Origin of the sequence: Leptospira adleri (assembly GCF_002811985.1) — a bacterium.
GTDB lineage: Bacteria > Spirochaetota > Leptospiria > Leptospirales > Leptospiraceae > Leptospira > Leptospira adleri.
Genome location: NZ_NPDU01000033.1, coordinates 1 through 15,780, shown reverse-complemented (window position 1 = coordinate 15,780; position 15,780 = coordinate 1). Strand labels below are relative to the sequence as shown.

Genomic DNA, 15,780 nt, shown 5'->3' with positions numbered 1-15,780 from the left:
TTCCGAACTTACGATTGTTCCGACAAACTTTCCCGAACAAAAAAGTTATTGAATTCAAACTTTCAATTCGATCGGAGGAACGCCCCGGAGCGCCGTTATAACGTTTTCGAGAGCTCAATCACTTCTTCCCGACTGTACCAATCCGGTTTTTTTAGAATCTGGACCAGAGCTTTGAGCTGATTTCCATCGAGATCCATAGGCTTTCTTTTAAAATAATATCTCGAAGCCTGATTCAAACCGTTCATCCCTCTTCCCCAGTAAACGCTGTTGATGTAATATTCTAAAATTTCGTTCTTTCCGAGATCCTCTTCCAAAGCCGAGGCGATCTGAATCTCTTTCCATTTTCTAGACAAAGACTTTTCACGGGAAAGAAAAAGCGTTCTTGCAAGTTGTTGCGTGATCGTACTCGCGCCTCGGATCTTCCGCAAAAAAAGCGCGGAGGAAAGAATCGTAGAATGAATATCCGAAAGAGAATACCCGCGATGTGAATAAAATCTTCGATCCTCCACTTGAACGACATAGGAAATCCATTCTTCCGGAAGTTCGTTCAAACGAACCCACTCCAATTCAAGAGGAACCGATTCTTTTTGATCCGGTAGATAAACGAGACGATCCTGGCGGACCAAAATTTTTCGTTCCGGAAAGAATTGTTCGTAAATCACTACGGAAGCGAAAAAAATAGGTAAGGCTCGTAAAAATAGAGTATAAAAAAGTTCTTTTTGTTTCAAAGTTCTCTTCCGAAAATCCGCTCCACATTCTGTTTTTCATATATTAGAAAAACTTCATCTTCTATTACTTCGGAAGCGACTAATTTCCATTTTTTCTGATCGAAGTTCGGATATTCTTTTTTTCCGCCCGTGATCGAAGGCAAATCGTTTTTACCGACCAGAAACGGAACTATGGTAACGTAAATTCTTGAAATAAGATCCAAACGAAAAAAAGAATCATTCAGAGAAGGTCCTCCTTCCAGAAGAATTTCTTGATAACCCATTTCCGATAAAACCTTGAGTATTTCCAAAGGATTTAAATCCGTTCCGGGAATCAGAACGATCTCGGCCACGGAACAAAGATTATCTCGAACGAGGGAATAATTCTCGTTCAAGCAGAAAATCAAAGGAGGTTGTTTAGAAAAACGGAATACCTTTTTATCTTCCGGAAGGGTTCCGGAGCGGAGAAGAATCACCGGTCTCGGATCTTTTCCGTCTTCCACATATCTCAAATGGATGACTGGATCGTCGTTGAGAATCGAATTCTTTCCGAGAATCAGAACTTCCGCCTTCGAGCGAATTTCATCCATTCTCTTCTTGTCGTTTCTGGAAGAAAGCCCGTACCAACGTCCGTCCGGACGCGAGACTTTTCCGTCCAGAGTCATAGCCATGTTGATTGTTACGTTCGGAAGTTGAGTCATGCTCGAGGAACGTTGAGTTCCCGAGCCAGAAGTTTACGAACTGAACCCATGCAGGTCCCGCAACCGGTCGAGGCGCCCGTATCGTCCATGAGTTTTTCTAAAGTATCATGTCCGTTTCGAATCGACGTTAGGATCTCTTCTTCCGATACCTGATTGCAAACGCAGACCTTTCGGGGGCGCATCAATTGGCAGAGGTCGACTTGACTGAAAAATGAGGAATCCATATCTTCTATTTAATTGGACAGTTAGAAATCGGGTTTCCAATCAGATTAAAGACTCTGAAATTCTTCTGCAAGAGAAATTTTTTACGGTTTTCATTTGACATCCAGTTTCCGAAAAATAGCCTTTTTTGAAATTTCTGATTAAAAACAAAGGAAAACCATGCAAGATACAAAAAGAGCCCCTCTCCGAGAAATCCTCGGCTGGTGCATGTTCGATTTTGCGAACTCCTCTTATACGACTGTCATTATCAGTGTTACATACGGAATCGTTTTTAGCCAATTGGTTGTCCCCGCCACGTCCAACCAGGAAAATCCGTTCGAATATGGAAATTTACTCTGGTCGATCGCTCTGGCGATTTCTTATCTATTAGTCGTTTTGACGGGACCGATTTTCGGCGCGATTACGGACTATTCCGCGAGAAAGAAACAATTTCTGTTTTATAGTTATGTCTTCTGTATTATTTCGACGGGCGCCCTTTGGTTCGTAATCGCCCCCGGACAATACGTTCTCGCGTTCATTCTGATCATTCTTTCAAACTTCTTCTTTGCCTCCGGAGAAAATTTTGCATCGAGTTTTCTTCCCTATCTCGGCCCTAAAGAAGATCTCGGAAAAATTTCGGGTTACGCTTGGGGAATCGGTTACTTCGGTGGAATCGCCGCGGTCGCGTTAGTCAACACCTTAGGACCAAAAACTCTCGATAATTTTGACAATCTTAGAATGGTCGGACCTTACACCGCATTCTTCTTTTTATTCGCCGGAATTCCGACCTTTCTTCTCTTAAGAGAATACACGGCCGGAAAAGATAAACCGGAAGGACTTTCCTATCTTAAAATTGGAATGGAAAGAGTCGTTTCTACGATGAAAGAAATTCACAAATTCAGAGACATGGCGGTTTATCTAGTTTCCCTTTTCTTTGCGATGGCTGCTCTAGGAATCGTTATCAGCTTTGCTTTTATCTATGGAGCTCAAGAAATCAAGACGGAAGAAAAACACGAGATTGCGATGTTTCTTCTCATTCAACTTTTCGCGGCGGTCGGAGCCATTCTTTTCGGATTCATCCAGGATAAAATCGGAGCAAAAAAGACGTTTAACATTACACTTTTCTTATGGATTGCCTGCCTCTTGCTCATCTACTGGGTGAAGGATTTGACCGCATTCTTAGTAGGAATCGGAATTCCGACCACACAACAATGGGTCTTCGTAGGAACAACCGTTCTCGCGGGCGCCGGTTTAGGTGCGACACAATCTGCGAGCCGCGCCATAGTCGGACTTTTCGCGCCGGAATCCAAATCCGGAGAATTTTTCGGTCTCTGGGGATTGTCCGGTAAAGTCGCCGCCGCTTTCGGACTCGTCGCAGTCGGAGGACTTCAAATCTTATTCGATCTTAGAAATTCCTTCCTGGTCGTTGCGGTTTTCTTTGTGATCTCGCTTTTGATCAACGCATTTGTAGACGAAGAACGCGGAATCCAAACTGCGGTGGACTACAGAGAAACCTAAGTTTAAAAAGAATCACAAGAAAGACTTGCCCTTTCTTGTGATTTCTGTTATCTTCGGAACAGGTTAACCGCGAATGGCATTGGAATCGGAAGACGAGTTCGAATCGCATCAAAGCCAAAGAAAACTGGCGTTGGCAACGATCGACGAATTGACTCAGACGAAATTGGATCTTTTGGACGCGGGAAAAGAGATTCCGAGATTTATCAACTATGCCATTTCCTATCTCAATAAAAAATACCTGACCGAAGAAAAGGTCATCAGCGATTTTTTGATTAAAAAGTAGATTTTCCTACTTTTGAAAAATTCTTCCTCCAATTCTCAAGCCGATCCTAATTTAGAACCTTTCTCAAAAAACTTAGAGTGTGGAAACTCCTGCGTTTTCAATCGACGAGGTCTATTTCGAAAACTTGAAGAAATGGAAAGAGAAAAATAGAGAAACGATTTTGAAGTTTCGCTTGCGATTTTGGGGACGATTCGAAATCGGAAATGCCTTCAGATATCCGAGATACTTTCCGAATCAGCGGACAAAGCCAATCTCCACCTAAAACGAAAGTATTTTGATCCGTTTTAAAATACGGTTTCCGTATTCGATAAAAAAAGCGGCAACAAAGCCGGTTTTTGAAATATTATAAATTTATAATAAATCTTTTCTTAACGGAATTCCAACATTTTAGAAACCATTCTCTTCTGATCCAATTCCATAGCGTGTAATTTCAGACTAACCATCTTATCGACCTTTCTCATATATCTTTTGTATTGGAGAATGATTTGTCTCTGCTTATTGTAAGGAAGTGGATTTGCCGGATCATGCAACTTGGAAGTGACGCTGGCTGGAACCGGTTGAATCGGATTGTCCGGCCAAATGAAATCGGTGTCGTGACTTGAAAAAAATTCCAAAAGAATTTCGCTGTTATTGTTCGGAGTTCTTTTTCCGTCTCCGAGAAAGGTGGGGCCTTTCGGAGAATTGTTAATAAGACGTCTCATCTCGCGGATAAAAACTTCCCCCTTTGCGTTCGTTCTTTTAAACTGAAGAATGATCTTATCCAAAGATTGACCGTCCGTTCCGGGATAAATATAAATTCTTGATTGATAAAGATAAGTTTTCGGATAATCCGCAAACGATTGACCAAGACCGAGATCCAACTCCAAATACTGTTTGTTTTCCTTGTCTTGAAAAAGAAACTTCGCGGCTTCTCTCGGTTCGTCTTCGATATAACGGAGAGCTTTTTTGTAGGTCTCATCTTTTAAGAGATTATTGATCTTAAGAATATTTCCCGCGATCGAAGCGTGAAGGTTGTCCACTTCGATATCCGTAAAACCGCCTTTACGAACGGCTTCTATCTGTCTCTGTTCTTCCTTCTCTTCTAAGGTTAACACCTTGTTAGGCGCCGCACCGATTCCGGTAAGCGAAAGAATTGTCAGAATTGATAAAATACGGATGTTCATAGATTTACCCTTATTCAGATTATCGAAATTCTTATCCCCCGATCTTTATATTACAAACGAAAAAAATGCGGAACATTATGACTCGTTATTCTAGGTTTAACGGCTTTTTCGAGGAAGAACTCAAAACCGGGGAAATCGCTCCCGAAAAGCTGGATTTTAAAAACAGAACCTTGGAGAATCTTTTCTATCTTTTTCAATCGATTCGAGATTTCCAAACGGTTTCGCTTCTCAGCGAAGGGCCGGATCCGGAGTGGGTGCAATTTTGGAAATCGAAAGGAATTCAGTTGGGACCGTTTCAAATTCTCAAAAGAAACGCAAAGAAGAATCTGGCGATCTCTCCTCCGGAGAAAAGTTTCATTTGGGAAGAATGGGGTTCGGTCTCCGATCTTGATTCTTCCGGAGAAATTCTTAATTCCTCTGAGAAGGCAGATCTCTCAAAAAGACTGAATTCTAAAATTCTTTTGACCCGTTGGAAATCGGAAATGGGTTTTCAGGATATCGACGCGAGAGTTTTGGAAAAAGCCTCTCACCTTCTCGTACTTCCGACAGACTGGTCGGAACTCCGGACGGAGAAAATCGTTCTCAAACCCGAATTCAGTTTTTCCGGAAGACATAAAATTCTTAAGTTCGATTTTATCGGCTCCGAACACTCAGAAGAAATCGAAACCGAAAAAGATCGCTCCTGGTTTCCTTGCGTCGTAGAGCCTTGGGTCCAAAGAACCTCCGATTTTTCCTGCCTCTACGATTGGAACGCCGGGGTTCCGACCTCAAAAGGTTCCACGATTCAAATCTGCGATGAAAGAGGAAAATACAGCGGAGCCTTTCTTCCTTCGGAAAAAGAATCGGATCGAATCCAATCTCAGATTCAACCGATCGCCGAAGCCCTTTCCAAAAATTTTGCTTCGGACTACGAAGGCCCGGTTTCCTTGGACGGATTTGAGTTCCATTCTCAAAATAAAACAAAGATAAGAAGGTTGAGCGAGGGAAATTTTCGATGGTCCATGGGAAGAATTCTTCTCGAACTTTCTCGTTCAGAACTCTTTGCGAAAACAAAACCGATCGCCGATCCGAATCTTGCGATTCTTCCCATATCCCTAAAAAAACCGATTCCGGGATTTGCAGAATGGATTTTTCAATGGGGAATTTCTCAAGGAATACAAATTCTTCCGCTTACACCCGATCGTTTTTCCAACGGAAAAACATACGGGATTGCTTGGATTCTTTTAGGATTTCCGAATAAATCCGAACAATCCATGTATGGAAGAATTCAAAAATTCTATGAAGAATGGAGGAAAAAGATTCTCCTTTGAAATGTACTTGAGGCTTTTTTAGACCCTGCCAGGATGTCCCATAGGTTGCGGTTTACCGCCCGGAAAACCATCCGCAAATTCTGCGGTCCAAATTCAGGATATAAAATGGAACTGTTTTTAAACTACGCTCTTTATGTAATCGTTAGCATCGGGTTTCTGATCCCCTTTACCGGGTTCGTGGTCGGAGCCGGCGCCATTGTAAACGCAACTCTTGCGGGATTTACCGTTAACTTTCTTTCTCAGATTCTGGAAGAAAACAAACTCCAGGAATTTATTTCAAGAAACAAAGATAACAAACTCGGCAAAGCGCTTCAAGACGCGATTACGAAAGCTCAGAACAAAATGAACGGAGTTCCGGCAAAAGCGGAACACGCAGAAGAAGGCCACGGATCTCATCACATCATTTCCGTTAAAACTTATTCTCTGATCTTCGCTACTCTGATTTTCTTTACCTTTGTTACGGTTTGGGTTGCAGGAATCGACTTCGGAGCAATGAACGTGATCATTGCGATGGCAGTTGCAACGGTGAAAGCGTCTCTCGTTCTCGCTTATTTCATGCACTTAAAATACGACACAATCATGAACAGGGTCATCTTTGGATCCGGTTTGTTTTTTCTCTTACTCCTTTTTGGATTTTCTGCTGCGGACATATTTACTCGATTGAAAGTGATTCTTTCCTTCGCATTTTAATTCGTTTCCAAGTATAAAATTCGGAAAAGCCGGTCTTATTGATCGGCTTTTTTATTTTAAAAAGAAAATTCACAAATCAAAGCCGGTTTTCCGACCAAGTAAATCTTCTTACGGACGTAATTTGATTGGCTTTTTTAACGGAAGAAGTTATCTTCTTCATTTCTTAAGGGGCGTTTTATGAAATACAATCGGAGCCGAAATTCTTTAATCTTAATTCTGATCGCCGTCTTTCTTCTTACATGCAAAAAGGACCACGCTTTAGATCCTAATTCTAAAGTGATTCAACTTCCTTCTCTCGGATTAGGACTGAACTACGAAGGGTGGTATTTTAACGACAACCCAAACCTGATCAATCAAGCGCACGAAATCGCGGCGAGTGCCGACAATACCGGAGCGATCAAACAAGCGCTGGAAGTAGCGGGTATCAATTTTTTTCTTTTTGAATACCCTCAGGAAAGTCCGGAAGCGCAAACGTTCAACACAAACGTAAATTATACGATTGAAGATCTCTCCAAACAACCGAGAGAAATTACTTTAGATGATTATATCTCCGCGGTCACCGGTTTTTATCCGACCGTCTTTCAAAAGTATGAAATGATCAATCCGCCGAAAAAATCCAAAATCCAAGGATTAGATTCCGCTCTCCTCGAAAGCAGATTTGAACAGACAATCGCCGGAAAAAGTTACAAACTTCGCAACTATCAACTAGTATTTATTGTGAATAAAAAGGCTCACGTCTTTACGGGAACGTTTTTAGATAAGGATGCAAAAAGCAAAGGTCAAAAAGTCGCTGACCTCCTGAATAAGTTTATCAAGATTTAATTCTTTGAAAATAATCCGGGAACCGTTCGATTTCCGGATTGCAAAAACAATCAGCCCTTAAAGGGAATTCCCATTCTTTCCAAAATCACTTTCGCTTGATTTTGAAATTCAAGCTCCTCTTCCTTGGAAAACGGTCCGAAAATTCCCTCTTTGAAACGTTTCGAAAGAGAAATATATTCCAGACAACCCGCAACCGAATAAACCGGCTTTGCCTTTCCTTCAAAGATTTTTAGATCTCCGTCTTTCTGAATTACCATCGCGCCGGCAGGAATTTTTTTTCCGCCTCGGACCAAACAACCCGCCATAACCATGGCCCCGTCTCCGATCTCCGCATCGTCCAGAACGATACTTCCGATTCCGATAAGACAACCTCTTCCGATCTTACAACCGTGAAGCATTGCGTTATGACCGACTAACGTGTAATCTCCGATTTGGATTCCTCTGTTCGAATCGGTGTGTAAGGTGGTATTGTCTTGAATGTTAACACCTTCCCCGAGAACGATATGATTCATATCCGCCCTGGCGACGGCTCCCGGCCAAAGAGAAGAATAAGCGCCCATTTCAACCAGACCGATCGCAGTCGCCTGCGGATGTATAAAAGCGGTTTCGTGTATTTTCATCTTATCTCAACGCAAAACCGTTTTTACCCGCAAGTGCAACGAGTTGATCGGAAATTTCTTTGATTCTTTCTTGCGTGAACGTTTTTTCATAGTTCACCAATTTGAATCGATAACTCACCGATCTTTTTCCTTCCGGAACGTTTCCTCCGGAGAATTGAGAATAAACCCAGCCGTCTTTCAACTCCGGAATATTTTCCTTTTTAACGAGTTCCGTAAAACGATTCGTATTCTCCTTTTCGCCGATGAGAATCGAAAGATCGATCTCCGCTTCCGGAAATTGAGAAGGAGGAATAAATCTTGAGATCTTACGATTGAAATTCCAAATTTCGACGATCGAAGAAAAATCAAAAGACCCGTAGATCGTTCTTTTTTTGATTTCGAAAGAATCTAAAACTGCTGGATGGACATAACCTAAAACTCCGATCTGTTTCGAATCGACGACCAAGGACAAACTCGCCGCTGGATGAAAGAATGATTCCTGTTTGATCTCCCAGGAAAAATCGAAAATTCGAATGGACTCGAGGAGAGATTCGATTTGTTTTCTTACGTTTAAAAAATCCTCTTCCAGAAGTTTCAAATCCGATTCGGAATTTTTTCTATCGCAAGAAACCGCATAAGCGAAGAATTTCTTTTCGTTATCCGGTTCCGGTAGATTAAAATACGTTCTTCCGAGTTCGAATAATTTGATTTCTGAAAAACGATCTTGATTGGTTCTTACGTTTCTTAAAAGAGAAGGAAGCATAGAATTTCTGAGGACGGCTTGTTCTTCCGGCATTTCATTTTTGATCTTCACTGAAAGTTTAGGATCTCCGTCGAACGTATTGTCCTTCAAGGATTGAAAAGAATAATTGTAAACCTCGTGAAAGCCGAGATTTCCCGAAAAGAATGTTTTCAACTTCCTTTCCAATTCCCGACCGAGATTTCGAATCGGAGTTTTTACCTCGGCCAAAACAGGAGCGACTTGAATCGTATCGTAACCGCGAGTTCTTCCGATTTCTTCCACGAGATCTTCCGGAATCGTTACGTCGTAGTTATGACGGAATTTAGGAACCAGCACTTCCAGGTGTTCTCCTTTCCAAGAAACAGAAAAGTGAAGTCTTTCTAAAATATCGGTTACATCGCCCTTTGATAATTCCACTCCCAGCTTTGCGTTGATAAAATGAATGTCGGTATGAATGTGAACTTCCTTATGCGGGGTATGTAAGAATCCGACCGGCTCGGAAGCCTTCAGTTCGGAACATCCGTTTTCCTTTAAGAGATTAAGCGCTCTTCGAATCACCGGAAGAGTCGTAGTCGCTTCCAACCCTTTTTCATATCTTACGGAAGAATCAGATCGAATCCCTGTTAGGCGAATCGATTTACGAACCCGTTCTCTTGCGAAAACCGCGGATTCCATGACGATTTCAGTCGTGCCGTTCTGAACCGCGGATTCTTTCCCGCCCATGACTCCGGCGATCGCGACCGGTTTTCCCTGATTTCGGATGAGAAGAATTTCGTCTTCCAGTGAAGGAGAACTTTCGTCAAGAAGCGGAAAACTTTCCCCTTTTTTGGCAAACGAAACTTCGAGAGAAATTCCTCCCTGACCTTCTAAAAACTTCTTATCGAAAAAATGAGTCGGTTGTCCCATCTCCAACATCACGTAATTCGAAACGTCCACAACGTTGTTGATCGTTCTGATTCCGCATTTCTGCAATCTCGCCTGAAATTTCCTTTTAGAAGGAAAAATCGAAATCCCTTGAATCGAAGACGCGTAGTAGGAATGTGCATGCTGATTTTCTAATACTTTTGGAAGAGAAATGTTGAGATCGAAATTCCAAAGCGATTCGAAAGGATTGAATCGAATCGGAAGTTTGAGTTGAGAAGCGAGTTCCCTCGCAAAACCGAAATGATTCCAAAGATCCGGCCTATGAGTGATCGATTTATTGTCCACTTCGAATATGATATCATCGTAATGTAGAAAAGTTCGAATCGACTTTCCGATTTCGGCGCCTTCCAAGCCGTTTAAAATCCAGACTCCGTCGCTTTCTTCCGCAAGGGATAATTCCTTTTCGGAGCAGAGCATTCCCGAACTTTTAACTCCCCTGAGTTCGGATTCTAAAATTTCCTTATCTCCCAGTTTTGCTCCTGGCATCGCAAGCGGAACTAAGTCGCCGACTTTCACGTTCGTAGCGCCGGTTACGATCTGAGATTTTACCGAGCCGTTTGTGACCTGTGCGATCTGGAGTTTATCCGCGGAAGGATGTTTTTCGAGAGATTCTATCTTTACGATCTTAATGAAATCCAACTCGGGACGAAAAGGATCGGCGCCGTCGATTTCGCAGACGGAAATCGCGATTTTTTTCAGGATCGCGTCCAGACCGACCTCCTTCAAAGGTGCAAAGTCATTCATCCAGTCTAAGGAAAGTTTCACGTACTCAGGCTCCGTTCCGATTGTTTAAGGTCCAGAAACCCTGACCAAAATCGGATGTCGAGCAGGAAAAGGCTGCGCCTTATTTCGGTAAATAAGCCTGAAAGAGTTGAAACCTATGTTGGATCGTTTTCCCGTTTCGCACCTTTCTAAGTTCCCTATCGAAGTCTTCTTTCACTTTCTGAATCTCGTTTCGAGTTCGATTCATCGCGGATTTTTTTTCGGGTTTTCCTTCCCATTTGAAGGCCGCTTCCTGACGCATCAGCTTTTCTTCGAGTTGTCTAAGTGTGTTCTGGTTGCTCGTTCGAATCTTAAATTCTTCCTTTTGAAAAAGATCGAGGGTTTGATCTCCCAGTTGTTTTTTGCGGGATTCTACGATTTCGTCCAAGGCCAAATAAGTTCGGATTAAATTTTCCTCAAAACGGGAAGGAAGTTCGGCGTTCATCGCGCCGACTTCGGAAACCGACTCGGGATCCCTGAGTTCTTCGGGCAATTCCTGAATCTGCTTGATGCTTCCGCTTTGACGATTGCATTCGAAATAGAAAAGTTCGGTTCGATTGAGCGTGAACTGAAACTCCACCAGAAAAACATAATATTCTTTTTTGGAAACGGAATGAAAGGAAATTCCCCAACCTTTCTGATTTTGGATCAAGTGAGAAACGGCCTTGTCCACTAAAGGATGTCCGAACGCCAAAAATTCCAAGCTGTCGTTTTGAAGCGCGAGCTCGGAATCGAAGGTTCCGAATTTACCCTTAAACTGAGCGGAATCGATTTCATAGATCTGAGGTTTCTTTTTTAAGAGTTTAAAACCCGCCTCTTCCGGAAACGCGCGCGTAAACCGGGAAACGAATTCTTCAAGATGAGTATTGTTAAACGAACGCTCTTCGAGAGTATGACTGTAATAATCCAAAAGATTAAAGTCGATCAACTTCGGCGTCACGAGATCGCTTAACTTTTCAAAACCTTTCTTTGCGATTTTGATTCTATTATCGATTTCTTCTTCCATTTCGACTTTGGATTTATTGCCGGTTACAAATCTCATAAAGGAAGAATTAAAATCCAGTTCGTCCTCGATCGCGCCGAGAAGTTCATCGGAAGAACCGATCGACTCTTCAAAAAGACGGATCTTATTCGTAAGCACCTCCAGAATTCTTTCCGCAACAGTGTCCTTACTCGCAAAGTTAAAGATGAATACGTTGTCCTTTTGACCGAATCTGTGAATCCTTCCGATTCTCTGTTCAATCTTCAAAGGACTCCAAGGAAGATCGTAATTGAAGAGGACGTTTGCAAACTGCAGATTTCGTCCTTCCCCGCCGGCCTCGGTACAGATGAGAATTTCGGTCTTCGTCTTAAATTCGACGATTGCTCTTTCTTTCGCGTCCGCGCTCAAAGAACCGTGAAACAAAGTCACTTGGAATTCCGCAAGAACAGACGCCAAAAAATCCTGAGTCGTTCTAAACTGAGTGAAGATGATGAATTTCGGATGTCCTTCTTTCTGCAGTTTCAGAATGGTTTCTTTGAGTTTGATAGACTTCTTATCTTCTCTGATTTTTTTACCGAGAAGAATCAATCGATTGAGCGAGAGAAGTTCCCTTTTTAAACTCTGAAGATCAAGCTGAACCGATTCGTCCAAACCGGACACGAACTCTTCCACGTCTTCGGTTTCATCCAAGTCCCACTCTTCCAGCTTAGATTCCATTTGTTTGATATGATGGAACCGATTCTCCAGGAGAAATTTTCTCTTCGTAAGCGCGGATAAAAGGGCGAACACTGAAGAATCCAAAAGTTTCTGAAAGACGATCATTACAAAACCGATCGCGCGGTTTTGAGTTCGCATCGCAAGGTTATATTCCCTTCGAACGTAGTTCGTGGTCTCTTCGTAAAATTCCCGTTCCACCGGAGAAAGTTCGATTCTTACCGTTTTGGCGAATCGTTTGGTAAAACCGCCGACTTCGACCTTTCTTCTTCTCAGAAGTACTTTGGAAATTTTCTCTTTAAGATCGGTTTTGTTTCCTAGTATATAATCATTTACGAATGTATGATACGGCCCTAATATGTTCGGATCGATCAGATGCATCAGATAATAAAGTTCTTCCAGCTTTCCGCGAAAGGGAGTTGCCGTTAAAAGAAGAAGACATTCGCACTTTTTGGAAATTTTCTCGGCGAAAAGATAAGCCCTTGTGACCTTATGATAATCCCTTCTAAGCCTATGCGCTTCGTCGAAGATTACGATATCCCATTTTGTTTTTAGAATTTCTTCGGCGTATTTCGGATTTTTGATAAAATCGACGGAGGTTATGACGTGTTGAAAATTCTTCCAATTCTTATCGCCTTCCGTATGGAAGTTTCGTCGCTTAACAATTTCAAAATCTTCGTTGAACTTATTCTTCAGTTCTTGTTGCCACTGGACCAATAGCGGAGAAGGCGCGACGATCAAAACTTTTTTGTAACCTCTCCGAAAGATGAGCTCTTTCATCACAAGAGCGGCTTCGATCGTTTTTCCCAAACCGACTTCGTCCGCCAAAATAAACCGAGGACGAAGACTGTTGACGACGATATAAGTCGATTCGATCTGATGAGGAAGAAGCCTCGTCCTGGAATTGGAAAGCGCAGAAAGTTTATCGAAAGCGTGAGTCAGTTTGAGTTCGTATGCGGTAAGAGAAAGATCCATCAAACTCGGTTGTTCCCCGACGTTTCTGAGAGGGGATGGATATCCCGGAAGAATTCTTAAATGGGAAGAATTTTCAGAGACGATTTTTTTCGAAGACGTGGAAGCGAATTCGATCGTGACCTTTCCATCCTCAGAGGATACGATCTTTCCGATTCCCAACTCGGGTGAATTTGCGAGAAAACAGAAATCTCCTCTGAATCCGGAACGCTGCTTGGATTCGAAATCGAGGCTGAGTTGTAAGGTTTCTTCCAACTAAACGCCCCTTTGATCGCCCCAGATATATTTATGGGTTTGCAGAGAGAGACGAAGACCGGAACCGAGAGAGGACTTGATCCATTCGGAAAGAAGATCCGGAGACAATTCGCTTTGCACCGGAGAAGCCAAAAGATTTCCGGATAAACGGAACTCTTGAATCACTTCAATACATCTGTCAAAATCAATTCTATCTCGAATCACAAACTTAATTTCATCCAAATTGTTTTTTCTATCTTTATAAATTTCTAAATTTTTCAAGAGCATCCGTTCTTCCATGCCGGAGCCGGGTAGCTTATAATCCAAAGTAAAGACGAACGAATCCAACCCTTCGATGGACTCGGCCCCGTTTGTTTCGACTCTTGGTCTGGGATAAGAACCCGATTGCTTTCGAGCTCTAAAGATTTCGTTTCCTAAAGCGACGCTGAAATCTCGGTTTCTACCTTCCAAGGGTTCGCCTCCGGTAAGAAGAATCTGCGTATCCACCGGACTGAGTTCTTGAATTTGCTTCAGGACTTGTTCGAGATCCGATTCTTCACCCGCGTTTGGAGAAAGGGCGTAAGGAGTATCACACCATAATTTTCTTCCAACGGCCATTCCACATCGTAAGGAACATCCCGCCATCCGAACGAAGACGGTCGGTAATCCTGTTGAAATTCCTTCCCCGGAAAGGGAAAGATAGATTTCATGTACGGAGGTTTTCAGATTGTTCATGGGTTCTTATGAGTACAAGATATTTCTTTTTGCAAGCGTCGCGTTCACAAAAAAAATAAAAAGGCTAATTCCAGAATTTCGGACCTACCCTTTGCGGTCAACTCTCGGAGCTTTCATTTAGGCAAAGTGGATTTTTTTCGAGTTCAGAACTTCGTGTTGAAAAGAAGAATATTTCAAAACGAAAAAAGAAGCAAGATTCTTATGGAAGATCGAAAAGAAAACGTTTCATCTTTTTTCTTAGTTTGAATTCTCAATGAGATAGAAAAAAAGGGCTAGTTCTTTTGCTTGTCAATCCGGACCGAAAACGTTCCCTTTGTAATTAAAAACAATTAACGGGGCTCCCTTGATTCGTTACATTCCGTCATTCCTTTTTGTTTATCTATTCTATCTTCCCTTTCGCATTTTACCGTATCGTCTGTGTTTATTGTTCGGAAGATTTTTGGTAATTCTTCTTTATCCTTTAGCGAGAAAGCACAGAAGAATCGCCTATGAAAATATTTCTTATGCGTTTCCCGAGTATTCCGAAGCCCAAAAGAAAGAACTCGTCTGGAAGAGCATTCTTCATATCGGAAACTTAGTCGCCGGAACGCTTTACGCTCCGAGGCTCAATCAGAAATGGATGGATCGTTATTTGGTCTATGATAAAGAATCTTTAGAGATCGAAAGAAAGACCAACGAAGAAGGAATCGGAGTCGTTCTTATTTCCGGGCATTTTGGAACCTGGGAAATTCTCGTTCAGTTTATGGGAATCCGAATGAAAGGCGCAGGGATTTATAAGAAAGTCAGAAATCCTTATGTCGATCGATTGATTTATAAACTTAGAACGAAGAATGGAATCAAACTCGTCTCCACGGATGAATCCAGCCAAGTCGCGAAGATGCTCAAACAAGGTTATTGGATGGGATTCGGCTCCGATCAAAATGCCGGAAAGGTCGGGATCTTCGTAAATTTCTTCAATCGCCCGGCCTCCACGTATCAAGGCCCCGCACTCATGGCCTATCTCACCGGCGCAAAGATGTTGCTTTACTCGGTTCTCTGCGGAGAAAAAGGTAAGGTCATCGTTCGAATCAAAGACTTGGGGTTTGTCGATAAAAAGGCTTTTGCGGATCGTGAAACCGCAATCCGTCATTATACGGAAGTTTGGACAAAAGCTTTAGAAGAGGAAGTTAAACTTTTTCCGGAACAGTATTTTTGGGTTCACAGAAGATGGAGAACCAAACCGGGAGATTTTCCTGGTCAAGTTTGAAAAAGCAAATTGACTTTGGCTTGCTTTTTCAAAAGTCCATTGTGCTTATAAAGCGACATTAAAAATTTCTGAACTCCTACGTGTGTGTTTCTTATTTTTATCCGAGTTCTAAGATTTGAGTTCGAATCTGAAAATCAGTTGACCTAAATCGAATGCACTCAGTGGAAAAGGATATTTTTCTTTGAGATCCTAGTTCACGCGAACTTAAAGTTCGATAACGTCCTAAAATTTTCGCAGATTTAAGAATGAATGAGAAGGCTCTCCTTGCCGATTGAGTTTGTAACGATCAAATTCAAAAAAAGGAGAACCCCCCAATGAGGGCAGAAGAAGAAAAAGCGCACCTGAAAGTAATTCAAGTGGATGAGACCCAGCTCAAGAAAGACTTGAGCGAACTCGTAAGAGGCTCAGTGGAAGAAACGCTGAACGCTCTCTTAGATGAGGAAGCGGATAAACTCTGCAAAGCCTCAAGGTATGA

Annotated in this window: 14 protein-coding genes and 1 pseudogene; 7 read left to right on the top strand and 8 right to left on the bottom strand. The window is 42.3% G+C overall.

The features are described 5' to 3' along the window. Positions 1–95: 95 nt before the first annotated feature. From CH376_RS13415 to CH376_RS13405, 3 genes are read right to left on the bottom strand one after another with little or no spacing between them, the layout of a single operon-like run. The gene (locus CH376_RS13415; protein ID WP_100785277.1) at positions 96–728 is read right to left on the bottom strand and encodes a biosynthetic peptidoglycan transglycosylase; all 633 of its coding nucleotides are present in this window, start codon (positions 726–728) and stop codon (positions 96–98) included. Next, on the bottom strand, positions 725–1,408 hold the full coding sequence (locus CH376_RS13410) for a RibD family protein (RefSeq protein ID WP_100785276.1): 684 nt from the start codon (positions 1,406–1,408) through the stop codon (positions 725–727). Before CH376_RS13410 ends, CH376_RS13415 begins: the two co-directional genes overlap by 4 nt. Further along, entirely contained in the window at positions 1,405–1,632 is a 228-nt protein-coding gene (locus tag CH376_RS13405) for a (2Fe-2S)-binding protein (protein WP_165781733.1), read from the bottom strand. The genes CH376_RS13410 and CH376_RS13405 overlap by 4 nt, the downstream gene beginning before the upstream one ends. A gap of 157 nt (positions 1,633–1,789) precedes the next feature. On the opposite strand from CH376_RS13405, the gene CH376_RS13400 reads away from it, so the two are divergent. Both CH376_RS13400 and CH376_RS13395 read left to right on the top strand, forming a co-directional pair. Continuing rightward, entirely contained in the window at positions 1,790–3,127 is a 1,338-nt protein-coding gene (locus CH376_RS13400; RefSeq protein ID WP_100785274.1) for an MFS transporter, read from the top strand. Positions 3,128–3,200: 73 nt separating this feature from the next. Then, entirely contained in the window at positions 3,201–3,410 is a 210-nt protein-coding gene (locus tag CH376_RS13395) for a hypothetical protein (protein ID WP_100785273.1), read from the top strand. Positions 3,411–3,778: 368 nt separating this feature from the next. On the opposite strand, the gene CH376_RS13385 is transcribed toward CH376_RS13395, so the two are convergent. Continuing rightward, entirely contained in the window at positions 3,779–4,573 is a 795-nt protein-coding gene (locus CH376_RS13385) for an LIC13212 family protein (RefSeq protein WP_100785271.1), read from the bottom strand. A gap of 77 nt (positions 4,574–4,650) precedes the next feature. Between CH376_RS13385 and CH376_RS13380 the strand changes: the two genes are divergently transcribed. The 3 genes from CH376_RS13380 (at position 4,651) to CH376_RS13370 (ending at position 7,395) form a co-directional block, all read left to right on the top strand. Then, positions 4,651–5,883, top strand: coding sequence for a hypothetical protein (locus CH376_RS13380; protein ID WP_100785270.1), 1,233 nt, complete (start codon positions 4,651–4,653; stop codon positions 5,881–5,883). Between the two features lie 105 nt (positions 5,884–5,988). Then, entirely contained in the window at positions 5,989–6,573 is a 585-nt protein-coding gene (locus tag CH376_RS13375; protein ID WP_100785269.1) for a cytochrome C oxidase subunit IV family protein, read from the top strand. A gap of 177 nt (positions 6,574–6,750) precedes the next feature. Beyond that, on the top strand, positions 6,751–7,395 hold the full coding sequence (locus CH376_RS13370) for an LIC_13215 family putative lipoprotein (RefSeq protein WP_100785268.1): 645 nt from the start codon (positions 6,751–6,753) through the stop codon (positions 7,393–7,395). 50 nt (positions 7,396–7,445) lie between these two features. On the opposite strand, the gene CH376_RS13365 is transcribed toward CH376_RS13370, so the two are convergent. The 4 genes from CH376_RS13365 to CH376_RS13350 form a co-directional block, all read right to left on the bottom strand. Next, positions 7,446–8,015: a gamma carbonic anhydrase family protein gene (locus CH376_RS13365; RefSeq protein WP_100785267.1), complete on the bottom strand. Its 570-nt coding sequence runs from the start codon at positions 8,013–8,015 to the stop codon at positions 7,446–7,448. 1 nt (position 8,016) lies between these two features. Then, positions 8,017–10,425 carry a phenylalanine--tRNA ligase subunit beta gene (gene pheT / locus CH376_RS13360; protein ID WP_100785266.1) on the bottom strand — a complete coding sequence of 803 codons (2,409 nt, stop codon included), beginning with the start codon at positions 10,423–10,425 and terminating at the stop codon, positions 8,017–8,019. Between the two features lie 79 nt (positions 10,426–10,504). Then, positions 10,505–13,345 (bottom strand): DEAD/DEAH box helicase, encoded by a 2,841-nt coding sequence (locus CH376_RS13355; protein ID WP_100785265.1) that lies wholly within the window; start codon positions 13,343–13,345, stop codon positions 10,505–10,507. Next, on the bottom strand, positions 13,346–14,059 hold the full coding sequence (locus CH376_RS13350; protein ID WP_100785264.1) for a 7-carboxy-7-deazaguanine synthase QueE: 714 nt from the start codon (positions 14,057–14,059) through the stop codon (positions 13,346–13,348). It lies immediately after the preceding gene. A 343-nt stretch (positions 14,060–14,402) separates the two neighbouring features. Here CH376_RS13350 and CH376_RS13345 point away from each other — a divergent pair, with 343 nt between their 5' ends. Beyond that, complete coding sequence (locus tag CH376_RS13345; RefSeq protein WP_100785263.1) at positions 14,403–15,305, top strand: lysophospholipid acyltransferase family protein; 903 nt, start codon at positions 14,403–14,405, stop codon at positions 15,303–15,305. 314 nt (positions 15,306–15,619) lie between these two features. Beyond that, positions 15,620–15,780: pseudogene (locus tag CH376_RS24875) on the top strand (IS256 family transposase); the annotation flags it as partial.

Bases quoted from the DNA above. Each gene is read 5' to 3' on its own strand.
- CH376_RS13410 (WP_100785276.1), bottom strand. From the start codon at position 1,408: ATGACTCAACTTCCGAACGTAACAATCAACATGGCTATGACTCTGGAC.
- CH376_RS13405 (WP_165781733.1), bottom strand. From the start codon at position 1,632: ATGGATTCCTCATTTTTCAGTCAAGTCGACCTCTGCCAATTGATGCGC.
- CH376_RS13400 (WP_100785274.1), top strand. From the start codon at position 1,790: ATGCAAGATACAAAAAGAGCCCCTCTCCGAGAAATCCTCGGCTGGTGC.
- CH376_RS13395 (WP_100785273.1), top strand. From the start codon at position 3,201: ATGGCATTGGAATCGGAAGACGAGTTCGAATCGCATCAAAGCCAAAGA.
- CH376_RS13385 (WP_100785271.1), bottom strand. From the start codon at position 4,573: ATGAACATCCGTATTTTATCAATTCTGACAATTCTTTCGCTTACCGGA.
- CH376_RS13380 (WP_100785270.1), top strand. From the start codon at position 4,651: ATGACTCGTTATTCTAGGTTTAACGGCTTTTTCGAGGAAGAACTCAAA.
- CH376_RS13375 (WP_100785269.1), top strand. From the start codon at position 5,989: ATGGAACTGTTTTTAAACTACGCTCTTTATGTAATCGTTAGCATCGGG.
- CH376_RS13370 (WP_100785268.1), top strand. From the start codon at position 6,751: ATGAAATACAATCGGAGCCGAAATTCTTTAATCTTAATTCTGATCGCC.
- CH376_RS13365 (WP_100785267.1), bottom strand. From the start codon at position 8,015: ATGAAAATACACGAAACCGCTTTTATACATCCGCAGGCGACTGCGATC.
- CH376_RS13350 (WP_100785264.1), bottom strand. From the start codon at position 14,059: ATGAACAATCTGAAAACCTCCGTACATGAAATCTATCTTTCCCTTTCC.